The organism is Ewingella sp. AOP8-B2-18 (assembly GCF_052376015.1).
Classification (GTDB): domain Bacteria; phylum Pseudomonadota; class Gammaproteobacteria; order Enterobacterales; family Enterobacteriaceae; genus Ewingella; species Ewingella allii.
Genome location: NZ_JBQSVB010000006.1, coordinates 188,473 through 203,539, shown reverse-complemented (window position 1 = coordinate 203,539; position 15,067 = coordinate 188,473). Strand labels below are relative to the sequence as shown.

General features: G+C 56.7%; 9 protein-coding genes. 3 read left to right on the top strand and 6 right to left on the bottom strand.

Annotated features, from left to right (window positions below; translation table 11 throughout):
* Window positions 1-57: 57 nt before the first annotated feature.
* The 4 genes from fhuB to fhuA form a co-directional block, all read right to left on the bottom strand.
* Window positions 58-2,046, bottom strand: a complete 1,989-nt coding sequence (fhuB, locus tag ACT3RR_RS14075) for a Fe(3+)-hydroxamate ABC transporter permease FhuB (RefSeq protein ID WP_485903116.1) — start codon at window positions 2,044-2,046, stop codon at window positions 58-60.
* Window positions 2,043-2,945 (bottom strand): Fe(3+)-hydroxamate ABC transporter substrate-binding protein FhuD, encoded by a 903-nt coding sequence (gene fhuD, locus ACT3RR_RS14070; protein ID WP_496200539.1) that lies wholly within the window; start codon window positions 2,943-2,945, stop codon window positions 2,043-2,045. The genes fhuB and fhuD overlap by 4 nt, the downstream gene beginning before the upstream one ends.
* Window position 2,946: 1 nt before the next feature.
* On the bottom strand, window positions 2,947-3,774 hold the full coding sequence (fhuC, locus tag ACT3RR_RS14065; protein ID WP_496200559.1) for a Fe3+-hydroxamate ABC transporter ATP-binding protein FhuC: 828 nt from the start codon (window positions 3,772-3,774) through the stop codon (window positions 2,947-2,949).
* 107 nt (window positions 3,775-3,881) lie between these two features.
* Window positions 3,882-6,110: a ferrichrome porin FhuA gene (gene fhuA / locus ACT3RR_RS14060; RefSeq protein WP_496200538.1), complete on the bottom strand. Its 2,229-nt coding sequence runs from the start codon at window positions 6,108-6,110 to the stop codon at window positions 3,882-3,884.
* A gap of 550 nt (window positions 6,111-6,660) precedes the next feature.
* Between fhuA and ACT3RR_RS14055 the strand changes: the two genes are divergently transcribed.
* Window positions 6,661-8,199, top strand: coding sequence for a peptide MFS transporter (locus tag ACT3RR_RS14055; protein ID WP_353501033.1), 1,539 nt, complete (start codon window positions 6,661-6,663; stop codon window positions 8,197-8,199).
* A 63-nt stretch (window positions 8,200-8,262) separates the two neighbouring features.
* On the opposite strand, the gene mrcB is transcribed toward ACT3RR_RS14055, so the two are convergent.
* Window positions 8,263-10,854 carry a bifunctional glycosyl transferase/transpeptidase gene (mrcB, locus tag ACT3RR_RS14050; RefSeq protein WP_496200537.1) on the bottom strand — a complete coding sequence of 864 codons (2,592 nt, stop codon included), beginning with the start codon at window positions 10,852-10,854 and terminating at the stop codon, window positions 8,263-8,265.
* 129 nt (window positions 10,855-10,983) lie between these two features.
* Entirely contained in the window at window positions 10,984-13,425 is a 2,442-nt protein-coding gene (hrpB, locus tag ACT3RR_RS14045; protein ID WP_496200536.1) for an ATP-dependent helicase HrpB, read from the bottom strand.
* Window positions 13,426-13,504: 79 nt separating this feature from the next.
* Here hrpB and thpR point away from each other — a divergent pair, with 79 nt between their 5' ends.
* Both thpR and sfsA read left to right on the top strand, forming a co-directional pair.
* Window positions 13,505-14,050, top strand: a complete 546-nt coding sequence (thpR, locus tag ACT3RR_RS14040; protein WP_496200535.1) for an RNA 2',3'-cyclic phosphodiesterase — start codon at window positions 13,505-13,507, stop codon at window positions 14,048-14,050.
* Between the two features lie 18 nt (window positions 14,051-14,068).
* Window positions 14,069-14,788, top strand: coding sequence for a DNA/RNA nuclease SfsA (gene sfsA / locus ACT3RR_RS14035; protein WP_496200534.1), 720 nt, complete (start codon window positions 14,069-14,071; stop codon window positions 14,786-14,788).
* The last annotated feature ends 279 nt before the right edge of the window (window positions 14,789-15,067 follow it).

The following is a 15,067-nucleotide window of genomic DNA, read 5'->3' as shown; positions in this document are numbered from 1 at the left end:
CAAAACAGCATTAAAAAAGGGGCCAATTGGCCCCTTTTTGTATTTCTGAGTTGGATACTACCTTCCCTGCTTCCGCAGCAAATAGATAAAGTACGGCGCGCCGATAAAGGTGGCCAATAGCCCGGCAGGAATTTGGTCGGGGAAGATAATCATTCGCCCGCACCAGTCGGCAAACACCATCAGCAGTCCACCCAAAATACTGGCGACCATCCACTGAGGAATAGCGCGGCGGAAGCCTAGCATCCGCGCCATATGCGGCGCCATCAGGCCGATAAAGCTCAGTGGCCCGACGGTCAGCGTCGCGGCCGCGGTCATTACCGCAGCCAGCAGCAAAATCGCCGAGCGAGAAGGCGTCAGCGCCATGCCCACCGATTTAGCCGTCACGCTGCCCAGCGGCAAGATACTCACCCAGCGGCGACAGAAAGGCACCAACACCAGCAATACGGCAGCAATGGCCGCCGTGCGCCACGCCTGTGCCATGGTCACCGAGTAAGTCGAGCCGGAGATCCACGTCAGCAGGCCGCCCATGCGCGGATCGCCGCTGGCCAGCAGCAGCGCCATCAGCGTGCTGAAGGCCGTACTGAGCGCAATACCGGTCAGCAGCATGCGTTCGGCGGAGAAGCTTTTCAGCCCGGATGAAACCAGAATCACCAGCAGCGTAATGGCCGCGCCCGCGCTTCCCGCTGGCAGTAGCCAGACAAAGGCGTCGCCGGGGACGAGGAACAGCATTAGCACCACGCCGAAGGCCGCGCCGGAGCTTATCCCCAGCACTTCAGGACTCGCCATGGCATTGCCGGTTAGCTTCTGAATCAGCACACCGGCCGATGCCAGCATCAGCCCGGCAGAAAGTGCAGCTACCACGCGCGGTGTGCGCCAAGGCAGCAGCGCATCAAGCTGCGCGCCAGTGGACCAGTTCCAACTATTAGCATCGCGCCCGGCCATCAGCGCGACGGCAACGCCCACGACCAGCAGTAATAGCGCCAGCCCGACCCAGCGCACCAAGTGGTGGCGCTCTTCTGGAACGTGGTCGCCCTGATCCATCGGCGGCGGCGACATACTGTTGCGCAGACGCGGCAGTAGCCAGAGCAGCAGCGGCGCGCCGACCAGCGCGGTGGCCGCCCCGGTGGGGATTTCCATCCACACCTGTGTCAGATATTGCATGATTTGGTCGGTCAGCCACAGCAGCAGAGCACCAATCAGCGGCGCGAGGATCAGCCTTGACGTCAGGCGGCGCGCTCCGAGCATCTTCGCTAATAGCGGCGCGAACAGGCCGATAAAGCCAACTATGCCCACGGCGTTAACAATCTGCGCACTCATTAGAATCGCCAGCGCCAGCACGCTGAGGCGCGCGACGTTCAGCCCCAGCCCCAGATTCTTGGCAATGCCGTCATCCAAACCCAGCAGCGTCATCGGGCGTTGCAACACAAACGCCAGCACCCAAACGATAATCAGCCGGGGCAGCAGGAAACTCGCCACGCTCCAGTCTTGCTGATTCAGCGAGCCGGTATTCCACATATATAAGCTTTGCAGCCGCTGGTAATTGAACAGCCCGAACAGGCCGTTAATCGCGCCGCAGTACAGGCCGAGCACCAATCCGGCAAGGATCAGCGTCACCGGCGACATGCGTTTGCCCCACGCAATGCCAAACACCAGCAGCCCGATGACTATCGCGCCAATCATTGCGGCAAATTGCTGTGTCAGCTCGCCGCCGGGCAGTGCCCATAGAATGGATACCGTCAGGCCGAGCTGCGCACCCGCCGAAACGCCGAGGGTGGCGGGTTCCGCCAGTGGATTGCGCAGTACCTGTTGGAATAACAGCCCGACCAGCCCCAAGGACGCACCGGCCAGCAGCGCCACCGCCACGCGCGGCAGCGTGCTGTAATGGAACATCATCTGATTGACGTTATCGATGCTCGGCTGCCACAGCGCCTGACTCCACTGATCGAACGGCAGTTGCTGGCGCAGGTTGTAAAGGCTGAGGGCCGCGCTGACCAGCGCCAGTAGGATTAATAAGATGAAGGTCAGGCTGAGAGAGCGACGATTCATGAGGCTTTCCCCAGCGTAGCCGTCAGGATGCGGCAAAAACGCATGGCGCTGAAGGTCGCGCCGTAGAACCAAACAGCGGGCACCATGCTCAGCTGTTTTTCGCGCACAAAGGGCATGGATTGCCACAGCGGCGTACGAGAAACCTGCGCATAGACATCGGCGTCGCCGTGCCCGAAGCAGATGGCATGGGCGTTTTTAACCGCCGCCAAACGCTCAATGCCAACACTCACGCTGCCCCAGAAGCTGCTTTCACCCTGCCATGCGTTGGTCAAACCTAAATCGAGCATGATCTCCTGAAACAGGCTGCCCTTGCCAAAAACCAAAACGTGGCGCGTGTCGAGGAAGGAGAACAGCAGAATAGGCTTTTGCACGAAGGGCTGCACCTGAGTGCGCGTAGTGTCCAGCAGGTCATGGTAAATCTTCAGGTGCTGGGCAGCGTGCTCCTGTAAGTCGAGGTAACTCGCCAGCTTGTTGAGCGAGCGAATCGCCTGCTGGAGCGGATTCGGGCTGCCGTCGTTGGCCGTTAAACCCAGCACCGGCGCAATCGGCGCCAGCTGTTTGGCATTCGGGCCATAGCCTTGAGACACCAGCAGCAGCGAAGGTTTAAGCTGCTGCATCAGCTCCATATTCGGCTCCATTCGCTGGCCGACATCAATCACATTCGCTGGAAGTTTTGGCTCATTCACCCACAGGTTGTAATTGCGGATATCCGCCACGCCCATTGGCGTGACGCCCAGCGCCATCAGCAGCTCGGCCGGTAGCCATTCAAGGGCAATAATTTTGCTCAAATCAGGGCGCGTGGCGGCGAAAGAAGGAATAGCCGCCAGCAGCGGAGAGAGCGCCAACGCCTGTAGCAGACGGCGGCGATTTAGGTCAGGTGTAGGGAAAATCGTAGACATATCAATAGACAAAGCTTACCGGTGCGCCACCGGCTGGGTGCGGGAGGATGCCCATCGGGATACCATAAACTTGCTCAAGCACATCGCCGCGCATCATCTCTTCCGGCGTGCCTTGGGCAATTAATTCGCCACCGCGCAGCGCCATCAGATAATCGCAGTAGCGCGCCGCCATGTTCAAATCGTGCAAGACGGCAATCACCGTCAGCCCTTTCTCTTGGCTGAGGCGATGGATCAGGGCCAGCACATCAACCTGATGGGCGATGTCCAGCGCAGAAGTGGGTTCGTCGAGCAGCAGGCAGCGGCTGTCCTGCGCCACCATCATGGCTAACCATGCGCGCTGGCGTTCGCCGCCGGACAGGCTATCCACCAAACGATGGGCGAAAGGCTTCAGGCCAACCAGTGAAATAGCCTCTTCGACTTTCTCACGATCTTGATGTTTGAAACGCCCCAACGCGCCGTGCCACGGATAGCGGCCAATCGCCACCAGCTCTTGCACCGTCATGCCTTCGGCGGCGGGAAGTTGTTGCGGTAAATAAGCGACCTGACGCGCAAAGGCTTTGCTATCCCACTGCTCGAGCGGAGTGTCATTCAACTGAATTTGCCCGGCAGAAGCAGACTGATGGCGACCTAGCATTTTGAGCAACGTGGATTTGCCCGAGCCATTATGACCAATTAACCCGCACACTTTTCCCTTCGGGAAAGTCAGCGACAGCGGCGCAAGCAGCGTGCGTCCGGGCACGGTGAAACTCACCTCATTCAGGCTGAACGTACTGTCATTAGCATGAGAGCCAGTTTGCGCGGCAGAATGATTAACGGCGTGGTTTGGCATAATATTTTCAGACATTCAGTTAGCAGCTCTTTACGTCAGATTCGAAGAAACAAAAATGGAAAAGGGCACGAGGTTCCGTGCCCACTTTTCATGACTACGTCAGGCTATCAGAAGCGGAATGTTGCTGTGGCAACGACCTGACGGTCAGAACCCCAATAACAGGCATAATCACGATAGCAGCTGGCGACATATTCGCGATCCAGCAGGTTGTTCACATTCAAGCCAACAGACGAGCCCGGCATGCCGAAGCGCCCTAAGTCATACTTAATGGTCGCATCAACCAAGGTGTAGGATGCCACGTCGAAAGTCTGATTGTTTTGCGCACCCGTGGTATAGAAACTGGAGCTATCACCCACATAACGCACACCGGAACCAACAGTCAGGCCGCTAAGTGCCGTTTCGTGGAATGTATAGTCAGCCCACAGAGAAGCCATGTTGCGTGGCACTTCTGCCGGACGCTTGCCCTGATAAGCCGTGTCTTCGGTGTATTTCGCATTTGTGTAGGTGTATGACGCCGTCAAATTGATATTGGCGTTTACCGCAGCTTTGGCTTCCAACTCAACACCGCGAGAACGGATTTCTCCCGACTGCACGCTGAAGGAAGAGAAGGCTGGATCCGGATTGGCCGTCAGGTTTTTAGTTTTAGTCAGCTGATAGATCGCCGCAGTAAGGCTAATTGGGCGATCGTCAGGAATGTATTTGATCCCAGCTTCGTACTGCTTACCAATCGAAGGGTCGAAAGGTTTACCTTCAGCGGAAGCACCTGGGTTTGGCTCGAAGGATTCACTATAGCTGAAGTACGGTGAAATACCGTTATCAAACAGGTAGTTCAGACCACCACGCCAAGTGAATTGCTCATCGTTAATCTCAGCAGTGGTGTTTGCACTGCGAGTCAACGTTGAGGTTTTAGCGAAGTCGTAACGGCCGCCTAAGGTCAGGATCCAGTTATTCCACTCAGCTTGATCCTGTGCATAAAGACCCGTTTGCTCCTGACGGTTGAGAATCTGATACGGGAAGTTCAACTTCACGCCGGCATTGCCGTACTGTGGATTGCCCAAGTCCAGCGGGTTCGCGCTGCCATAGTAGGCGTCGATGTCATTACGCATACGCATGTAGTCCACGCCGGTCAGCAAGGTGTGATCCACTGAACCCGTCGCGAACTTGGCCTGCGCCTGAGTATCAACGTCGAAGTTGTTAAGTTCTTCTTTCGACTGCACAAATGCGCGGCTCATTTGGCCCGGTGCAATATAGCCATTGCCATAGACGCCACGGAAATCGCTGCTGATCGTGGTATAGCGCAGGTTCTGACGCACGGTCCACGTATCGTTAAATTCATGGGCGAAGCTGTAACCCACCATCTTCTGATCGCGCGACAGTTTGTTGTCCGCTTCGCCATCGTTGAAGTCAGTAGAAATCTTGTGTGGCTTGCCGTTGGCATCATAGTAAGGCACCACGGTGCCCTGACGCGGCAGCCAGCCATAGAAGCCAGTATTCGGGTCGTTCTGGAAGTTACTCAGGAAGGTGAAATCAGTTTTATCATCCGGACGCCAGCTAAATGACGGAGCAATCGCGTAACGCTGCTCTTTCGACATCACCTGCTGAGTATCTTGGCTACGCGCGACGCCGGTCAAACGGTAGGAATAAATGCCCGCGTCATCAATGGCATCGCTAAAATCAAAACCGGTTTGGTACAGATTGTCTGTACCCATTTTGAACTGCACTTCTTTCAATGGCTCAGTTGTTGGACGCTTGCTGACCATTGCCACCACGCCGCCCGGATTACTTTTGCCATAGAGCACGGAAGATGGGCCACGCAGCACTTCAACGCGTTCAAGGAAGTACGGATCCATGGAAACTTCAGAGTAGTTGTCGCCCTGAAGCTTAATCCCGTCCAGATACTGGTTGGTGTTTACTGATGTAAACCCGCGAATGGCAATCGCGTCATAGGTAGCAGAGCTGCCACGGCTGGCGAACACGCCCGGCGTGTAGCCTAGCGCCTCTTTCACCGTGGTTGGCTGCTTCATGTCCATCTCTTCACGGGTCACAACAGAAATTGACTGCGGGGTTTTAACAATCGGCGTGTCGGTTTTGGTGCCGGTGGCGCTGTGTTTCGCCGCGATGGTCGGCGAAGGCCCCCAGGCTGATTCCGGCGCTACGTTAGCCGCGGCGTTGCCGGTAACCACGATAGTATCGCTTTTCGCTGGGGTGGTGCTGGTCTCAGCCGCGGTGGCTTGAAACGCTGTCGTTCCCAATGCGGCGGCGATAGTTAATGCCAAAGTTCCACGCTGAAAAGACCCTTTTGATGCAGTCATTGAAAGTGTGCGCTGATGTGCCATTTGCTGTTCTCTGGAGATGTTGAATGGGAATGTAAACGATAATTATTATTATGAACGTCGGATGATATGCGCAACCGATGTCCTTCTGCAAGCGCATTAAGACCGGACAAAGTGTGAACGAATAGAAAATAGCCCTATGTAATACAGGGGTAAATACGATGGGTAAATGTTCGAAATGGCATGTGAAGCCGATGAAGAATAAATATTTTTAATGTTACCCAAGGGTAAAAATTAGCTGCTGAATGTATGCCCCAATTTCAAAGCGCTGAATGCATCGTCGCGGGGGTGAAAAAGCGTTTAAAATCGCGGTTTCACAGTATGGAAATGGTTAAAAGGACTAAAGAGAGCAATAAAACAACGTTGAGCATCCTGTGAAAACAAAATACAGTACGGCCCTTCCCCCGCGCGATACTGCGTTTTAGCAGGCTCAAAGGAGTTAAATCCGCACCGGGATAATTAAGGCTAATAGGGAAATTGCCGAGGCTATAGATACACATACATCGACAATAAAAGCTGCATTTAATACAGCAAACCAAATAGGCAATACATTATGCAATCCTCTGTTAACAAACAAGAAAGCCGGACGTTCCTCGGCCATCCTTACCCACTTCGATCCCTGTTCTTCACTGAAATGTGGGAGCGATTCTCGTTCTACGGCATCCGCCCATTATTAATTCTGTTTATGTCTGCCGCGGTGTTCGACGGCGGCATGGGGCTGGCGCGTGAGAATGCCTCGGCGATTGTCGGTATCTTCGCGGGCAGCATGTATTTGGCCGCTTTGCCGGGCGGTTGGTTGGCCGATAACTGGCTGGGTCAGCAAAAAGCCGTGTGGTATGGCTCGATTCTAATTGCCCTGGGCCACCTCTCCATCGCCCTGTCGGCGGTAATGGGCGACAACCTGTTTTTCATCGGTTTAATGTTTATCGTGCTGGGGTCGGGTCTGTTCAAAACCTGTATCTCGGTGATGGTCGGTACTCTATATAAGAAGGGTGATACCCGCCGCGACGGCGGTTTTTCGCTGTTCTATATGGGCATCAACATGGGTTCTTTTATCGCCCCGCTGATCTCCGGCTGGCTGGTTCGCGACCACGGTTGGCACTGGGGCTTCGGCATCGGTGGTATCGGAATGTTGGTGGCGCTGGTTATTTTCCGCCTGTTTGCCGTGCCTTCGATGAAGCGCTATGACAAAGAAGTGGGTCTGGACTCCACCTGGAACACACCGGTTGCTAAGAAGAATGGCGTTGGCACTTGGTTGCTGGCATTGGCCGTCGGCGTGGCAGTGATTGTTACGCTTATCGCTCAGGGCATTATCGTTATTAACCCGTTGGCCGTAGCCAGCATGCTGGTTTACGTGATTGCCGCCTCGGTCACGCTGTATTTCATCTATCTATTCGTGTTCGCCGGTTTGAGCCGCAAAGAGCGCGCCCGCCTGTTGGTCTGCTTCATTCTGTTAGTATCAGCAGCCTTCTTCTGGTCCGCCTTCGAGCAGAAACCGACCTCGTTCAACCTGTTCGCCAATGACTATACCCAGCGAATGATTGGTGATTTCGAGATCCCTGCGGTGTGGTTCCAGTCGATCAATGCCCTGTTCATTATCCTACTGGCACCGATTTTCAGCTGGGCGTGGCCTGCGCTGGCGCGTAAAAAAATCCAACTGAGCAGCATCACTAAGTTTGTTATCGGCATCCTGTTTGCTGCGGCGGGCTTTGGCCTGATGATGCTGGCGGCGCAAAACGTGCTGAGCAACGGCGGTGCGGGTGTCTCCCCGATGTGGCTGGTGGGCAGTATTCTGATGCTGACGTTGGGTGAGCTGTGCCTTAGCCCAATCGGGTTGGCGACCATGACCCTGCTGGCGCCGGAAAGAATGCGCGGCCAGATGATGGGCCTGTGGTTCTGCGCCAGCGCGCTGGGTAATCTGGCGGCGGGCCTGATTGGTGGTCATGTGAAAGCTGACCAACTGGAAATGCTCCCTAACCTGTTCGCGCGCTGCTCCATCGCGCTGCTGATTTGTGCCGCGGTGCTGATCCTGCTGATTGTCCCTATCCGTCGCATGATGGAAAACCAACAGAAACCGGCTGAAAACAGCTAATCCCCTCCTAATAAAAAAAGGGCGCGAACTGAGTCGCGCCCTTTTTCATTTCAGCATCTGATCCTACGGACTTGAGCCGAACATATCCTTAATCCAGCCCGCAACGCCTTTGCCATCTTCTTGTTGAGATTGCTGTTGCTGCTGCTGTTGTTGTTGCTGCTGCTGCTGCTGAATCGCGGCTTGCGACGCCTGACAGAGTTGGTCAGGGGAATCGGTCCAAACCGGGATACTGCGCGCTACGCCGCCCGTCAGGCCACCGCTGTTACAGACGAAGTTTCCACTGCCGTCGATATTCATGGTGGTGATGCCTTCCGGCACCTGCAAGGTCAGCGGCTGCGGCGTTTCGTTATCCAGATAGCGGCTATAGAGCACCAGCGCGCCGGTAGAACCCCACAGCTTAGACGGGCCGTTGTTATCGCGGCCAACCCAGGTGATCGCCACCTGATTGCCGTCGATACCCGCGAACCAGCTGTCACGCAGTTCGTTGGAGGTACCGGTTTTCGCCGCCAGATGCAGGTTCGGGAACTTGTTCGCCAAGGCGCGTGAAGTCCCCTCGGAAACCACCTGCTGCATCGCGTACATGGTCAGATAAGAAGCCTGAGCCGGAATAACGCGAACCGCCTGTGGGAAGCTCTGGTAGAGCACGGTACCGTCTTCCGCAATTACCGAACGCACGGCGGACAGTGGCGCTTTGTTGCCGCCGCTGGCAATGGTCTGGTACTCCTGCGCAACTTCCATCGGCGTCAGGGCAATAGCCCCCAACAGCATTGACGGTAGCTGGTTCAGCGACTCTTTTGGAATACCCAGGTTAATCAGCTGCTTGGTAATGTTATCCAGACCGACAGCCATACCGAGGTTAACCGTTGGCACGTTCATCGAGCGCGCCAGCGCGTCCACCAGCAGCACCTGTCCACGGAACTGGTGATCATCGTTCTTCGGCGACCAGGTCTGGCCATTGGCCAGTTTCAGGGTCAGCGGCTGGTCAGCCAGCACGGTGTTCAGGCGGTATTTATCCGGCTGCGACAGGGCAGTCAGGTAGGTCGCAGGCTTGGCCAGAGAGCCGACCTGACGACGCGCCTGCATGGCACGGTTGAAGCCCGCAAACTGGGTTTCGGCGCCGCCGACCATGGCACGCACTTCGCCGGTATAGCGGTCAACAATCACCATCGCGGTTTCAATGTCGTTCAACCCGCTCTTCTTACGCAGTAAAGGAATGCCTTCTTCCACGGCTTTCTCGGCGGAATCCTGAGAAATCGGGTCGAGGGTGGTGAAGATTTTCACCCCTGACATATCCTGTACTTTATCGCCAAGCTTGGCCTGCAGCTCCTGACGCACCATCTGCATAAAGGCTGGCTGAGGAGAAATCACCCCGCCCTTCGGCTGGACGCCCAGAGGGCGCGCGCTGAGCATGTCATACAATTCTTGGTCGATAACTTTTTGATTAACCAGCAAACGCAGCACTAAGTTGCGGCGTTCAAGGGCCAGTTTCGGGTTACGCCACGGGTTGTACAGCGAGGCGCCTTTCACCATGCCGACTAACAGCGCCTGCTGATCCAGACTCAGCTCATCCACCGGACGACCAAAGTAGTAGAGGCTCGCCAGCGGGAAGCCGCGAATCTGATCTGAGCCACTCTGGCCGAGATAGACTTCGTTCAGGTACAGCTCGAGGATGCGATCTTTGCTGTAGTTGGCGTCGACCAGAATCGCCATATAGGCTTCGCGCGCTTTACGGCTCAGCGAGCGTTCGTTGGTCAGGAACAGGTTTTTCACCAGCTGTTGGGTCAGCGTACTGCCGCCCTGCACCGCGTGTCCGGCGGTTAAGTTCGCCACCACCGCGCGGCCAATCGCCCAGAAGTTAATGCCATCGTGCTCATAGAAGTGACGGTCCTCGGTTGCCAGCAGCGTGTCCACCAGCAGGTCCGGGAAACCAGAGCGCGGCACGAACAGGCGCTGTTCGCCGTTCGGAGATTGCAGCATGGTGATCAAACGCGGATCGAGGCGGAACAGCCCGAAATCGCGGTTGTTGTCGAGGTTCTTAATCTCCGAAAGATGGTTATCTTCGAACATCAGGCGCGCGTTGATCTGGCCCTCTTTACCATCTGGGAAATCAAACGGGCGGCGCAGCAGATCAATGCTGTTGGCAGCCACGGTAAACTCGCCCGGACGGGTAATACGCGTTACTTGGCGGTATTGCGTGCCTTCCAGCAGGTTAATCATCTCTTTTTTGCTGTACGGCATGTCCGGCTCAAGGTTGACCTGACGACCATACACCGCCGCTGGCAGCTGCCAGACTTTGCCATCAATACGGCCACGGATCTCAGTATTGAGATAGAAACCGTAAATCCCCATCAGAATGGCGAAGATGATGAACAGCTTAAACAGCAGCCAGAACCACCAGCGTTTTCTGCTGCGCGGCTTGCCCCCTTTGCCGGATTTCGCCGCTTTGCGTGGCGCGGCTTTGCGGGTCATACGCGACTCCCGACGGGTCTCTTCTTCATCGTCATAGTCGTCATCCGTTTCGCGGTCTTCTTCATAGTCATCATCGAATTCTTCATAATCGTCATCCCTACGGCGACGTACCGGACGCGAGCGCGAAGGCTTACGTCCTGCGGGTTTGCCTTTACGGCCAATCGGCTCGCGATCATCGCCAGACATGACAACTCTCCATAAAAACTGCTGTGTTCATAAATTGCGGCCTACTCTCTGCCTCGGTTGTGGCTATGACCAGAAGAAATCTCTGAAAAAAATCAGACAATTTCGCGTCTATCGGCTTGGGTTTTCTGGTCATTGATATTTTTTGGTGCGACGCGTGGGCATTTCCACAGCCGGATTATCCGGCCAGGGGTGCTTAGGGTAGCGACCTTTCATCTCTTTTTGTACTTCGCGATACGTCCCTTGCCAGAATGCCGCCAAATCGGCGGTGATCTGCAACGGGCGCTGGGCGGGGGAAAGCAGCTCCAGCACCACGGCGACGCGGCCTTCAGCCAGCATCGGGCTGCGCTCCTCGCCAAACATTTCCTGCATCCGCACTGACAAAATCGGCGGCTGGTCAGCATAATAGCGGATTGGCAAACGGCTGCCAGTAGGAACGGTGTAATGGGTCGGCAGCGCCTTATCTAATCGCTGGCGCTGATGCCAATCCAGTAGCCGCAGCAGCGCGTCATATAAATCCACCTGTTGCAGCATTTTGAGCGAACGCACGCCGTTAAGCGACGGCGAGAGCCACTGCTCCAGGCCGTCAAGCAGGCTTTGGTCATCCATCGCGGGCCAGTCAGCTTCGGGCATCCATTTGGCGGCGCAAGTCAGGCGCAGGCGCAGCTGTTCGGCGGCTACCGACCAGTTAAGCGACGCCAAACCCTGCTGCCGAACCCAGTCAATCAGCGCCTGTTGTAAATCGGCGTCATCCGGCTTGGCCTGTGGGTTAGCTTTCAACACCAGCCGCCCCACCTGCCAGCGCCGCCACGCGCGTAGCGTGCCTTTCTCTTCATCCCACTCGACCGCAGTTTGCTCTTTGACAATTTGCGGCAAACGCTCGGCCAACTGGCTGGCATCCAGCGTCACTGCCAGCAAAATTCGCGCGTCCGGGCTGTTATTGCCCTGCAACAGCTGCGGCGCCACCAGCCACGCGGCGCGGGTTAGCGCATCGTCCTGCGGTAGAGAAGCCCCGAGGCCGTTGGCTAACAAATAGCGGCCATCGGCTCCCCGGCGCTGGGCAATGCGGTCACTGAAGGCGGCGGCCAACAGCCACGGAGCCAGTGCCGCATCCACCTGCCCTTTTTTGGCCGACACTCGCTGAGCCAGCTGACCAGCGCGGCGCTGCCAGTTGCCCTGTGGGCGACTGAGCCAGTAATCAATATCTGGCATGCCGCCACGCGGAGGCTCCTCCAGCATGGCGGCCAGCAGCGCCGCCGTCGCTAAGGCATCGGCACCCTGAGCATCGGCAGCAATCAGCATTGCGGCAAGGCGTGGCTCGCAGCCGAGCTTGGCCATGCGCTGCCCCGCCGAGGTAAGTTTGCCCTGCTTATCCGTCGCGCCAAGAGAGTGCAGCAAGGTTTTGGCCGCCGCCAGCGCGGGGGCGGGCGGCGTATCAAGCCACGACAGTTGCTCCGGCTGCTGGCAGCCCCACTGCAACAGTTCGAGCCAGAAACTGCTCAGGTCGCTTTGCAGAATTTCCGCCTCGCCCTGCGCACTGGCGCGTTCAGCCTGCTCTTTGGCGAACAGGTGCCAGCACAGCCCCGGCTCCAGACGCCCGGCGCGGCCCGCGCGCTGGGTCATCGAAGCTTGGCTAATCCGCTGCGTCACCAGACGGGTCAGGCCGGAGCGCGGGTCAAACTGCGCGCTGCGTTCCAGCCCGCTGTCCACCACCAGCCGAATACCTTCGATAGTCAGGCTGGTTTCAGCAATATTGGTCGCGAGCACGATTTTGCGGCGGCCCGCTGGCGCAGGTTGAATCGCCTTTTGCTGCTGATCGAGCGTCAGCGCGCCATACAGCGGGCAGAGGTCGATATCGTCAGACACTCTCCCTGCCAGCAGGTTCTGCACGCGAGTGATTTCCGCCACGCCGGGCAGGAAAAGCAGCATCGAGCCGCCGTTTTCGCTCATCAGGCGACTCACCACCCGCGCTATGCCTTCGTCGAGGCGCTCGTGGCTGGCGAGAGAAATATAGTGGCGATCCACCGGGAAGCTACGCCCCTCGGAGACAATTACCGGCGCGTCGGGCAGCAGCGGGGTGAGTCGCAGATTGTCGAGGGTGGCTGACATAATCAGCAGCTTGAGGTCATCGCGCAGGGCGTTTTGCACGTCGAGCAGCAGCGCCAGCGCCAAATCGGCTTGCAGGCTGCGCTCGTGGAATTCGTCGAGGATAACCAGTGAGACGCCGCTCAGCTCAGGGTCGGCCTGCACCATGCGGGTCAGGATCCCCTCGGTGACCACTTCAAGACGAGTGGCGGCGCTGGTTTTGCTTTCCGCGCGCATGCGATAGCCGACGGTCTGGCCGGGCGTTTCACCAAGCTGCTGGGCCAGACGATAAGCCACGTTCTTGGCCGCCAGCCGACGCGGCTCGAGCAGCAGGATTTTACCGGGCAGGTTAGCCTGTTGCAGCAGCTGTAGCGGCAGCCAGGTCGATTTGCCCGCGCCTGTCGGGGCCAGCAGCAGTACCTGCGGCGCGCTTTTTAGCGCGACTAATAAAGGGTCAAGTACGGCACTGACCGGCAAAGAAGATGACAATGAAAAAGCCCCATATGAGTTGATTTAAAGCGCCAGCATTGTAGCATCTGGGCCTGCTTCTGCCTTAAGGGAACCTGCAATGTCCGCTCAACGCCGTCTGTTTTTTGCTTTATCACTGCCACCGAAATTACAAAAACAGGTGATTAAATGGCGTGCTGATAACTTCCCGGCCGAGACAGGACGCCCGCTGACGGCGGCCAATTTGCATATCACTCTGGCCTTTTTGGGCGAGGTGAGCGAACAAAAAGGGGCGGCTTTACGCGGCGTCGCCGGGCGAATCGATGCCAAAGCTTTCAGCGTGCAAATCGATGACGCGGGCCACTGGCCCGGAGCCGGCGTGGTTTGGCTCGGCACTCGGCGTGCGCCACGCGCGCTGCTGCAACTGGCCGAGGTGCTGCGCTCCCACGCGGCGCGCAACGGCTGTTACCAGAGCGCGTTGCCGTTTCATCCGCATATTTCGCTGTTCCGCGCCGCCACTCGTCCGGTCGCCATTCCTCCCACAACACCCAACTGGACGCTGGACGCCACCGAGTTTGGTCTGTACCAGTCCCTTTATGAGAGTGGCCGCACCCGATACTCCTTGTTGCAAAGCTGGCCGCTGTCGCCCGCCGCGCCTAACGACTAATTTCAATCAGGAAATGTCATGCACTTCGAGCCACCACTTCAACCCGCAACCCTGATCAAACGTTACAAACGTTTTCTGGCGGACGTGGTCACCCCAGAAGGTAAGGAATTAACCCTGCATTGCGCCAATACCGGCGCGATGACCGGCTGCGCTACGCCGGGCGATACCGTCTGGTATTCCACCTCCGACAACCCAAAACGCAAGTACGCCCATAGCTGGGAGCTTACCGAAACGCAGCAGGGGCACTGGATTTGCGTCAACACGCTGCGGGCCAACCAGCTAGTGCGAGAAGCGCTGGAATTAGGCGGCATTCCAGAATTATCTGCTTACAGTAAGATCTCTAGCGAAGTTAAATACGGCGCCGAAAACAGCCGCATAGATTTTATGTTACAGGCGGATAACGGTTCTGACTGCTATATTGAAGTGAAATCTGTCACCTTGTTGCAACAAGGATGCGGCTTCTTCCCCGACGCAGTGACCCTGCGAGGTCAGAAGCATTTACGCGAGCTTCAAGCGATGGCAGAACAGGGACAGCGAGCCGTTTTATTTTTCGCTGTATTGCATTCAGGCATTGAAAGCGTCTCTCCGGCACACCATATTGATCCGCGTTATGCAGCATTGTTGACGCAGGTACAGAAAAACGGTGTCGAAGTGATGTGTTACGGTGCAAAACTTTCTGCCGAGGGTATCCGCCTCACAGAACGTTTACCTCTGGCTACCCGCCAGTTTGTCGGATAACCCCTGTTATTAAAGCCATCGGCGGCGACCACATGGGGGCAGAGACTCTAAATTGTTCAATTTTTGAAGGATTAAGGAGTCGCGAATACGCTTTTCCTCACAGGTCTGTCAAGACCCTGCGATGATTAATTGCTTACCTCGTTGCCTTCTGGTATTTATAGCGGCCTGATTTTTTCCCCCTTTTGGGGATCGAAATACTCAACATCGTTGAATTACAGCAAGGCGGACAACGCAGCAGTAGCTTAAAGGATGAAGAGTATAGTGCGTTTTATGTAGGAG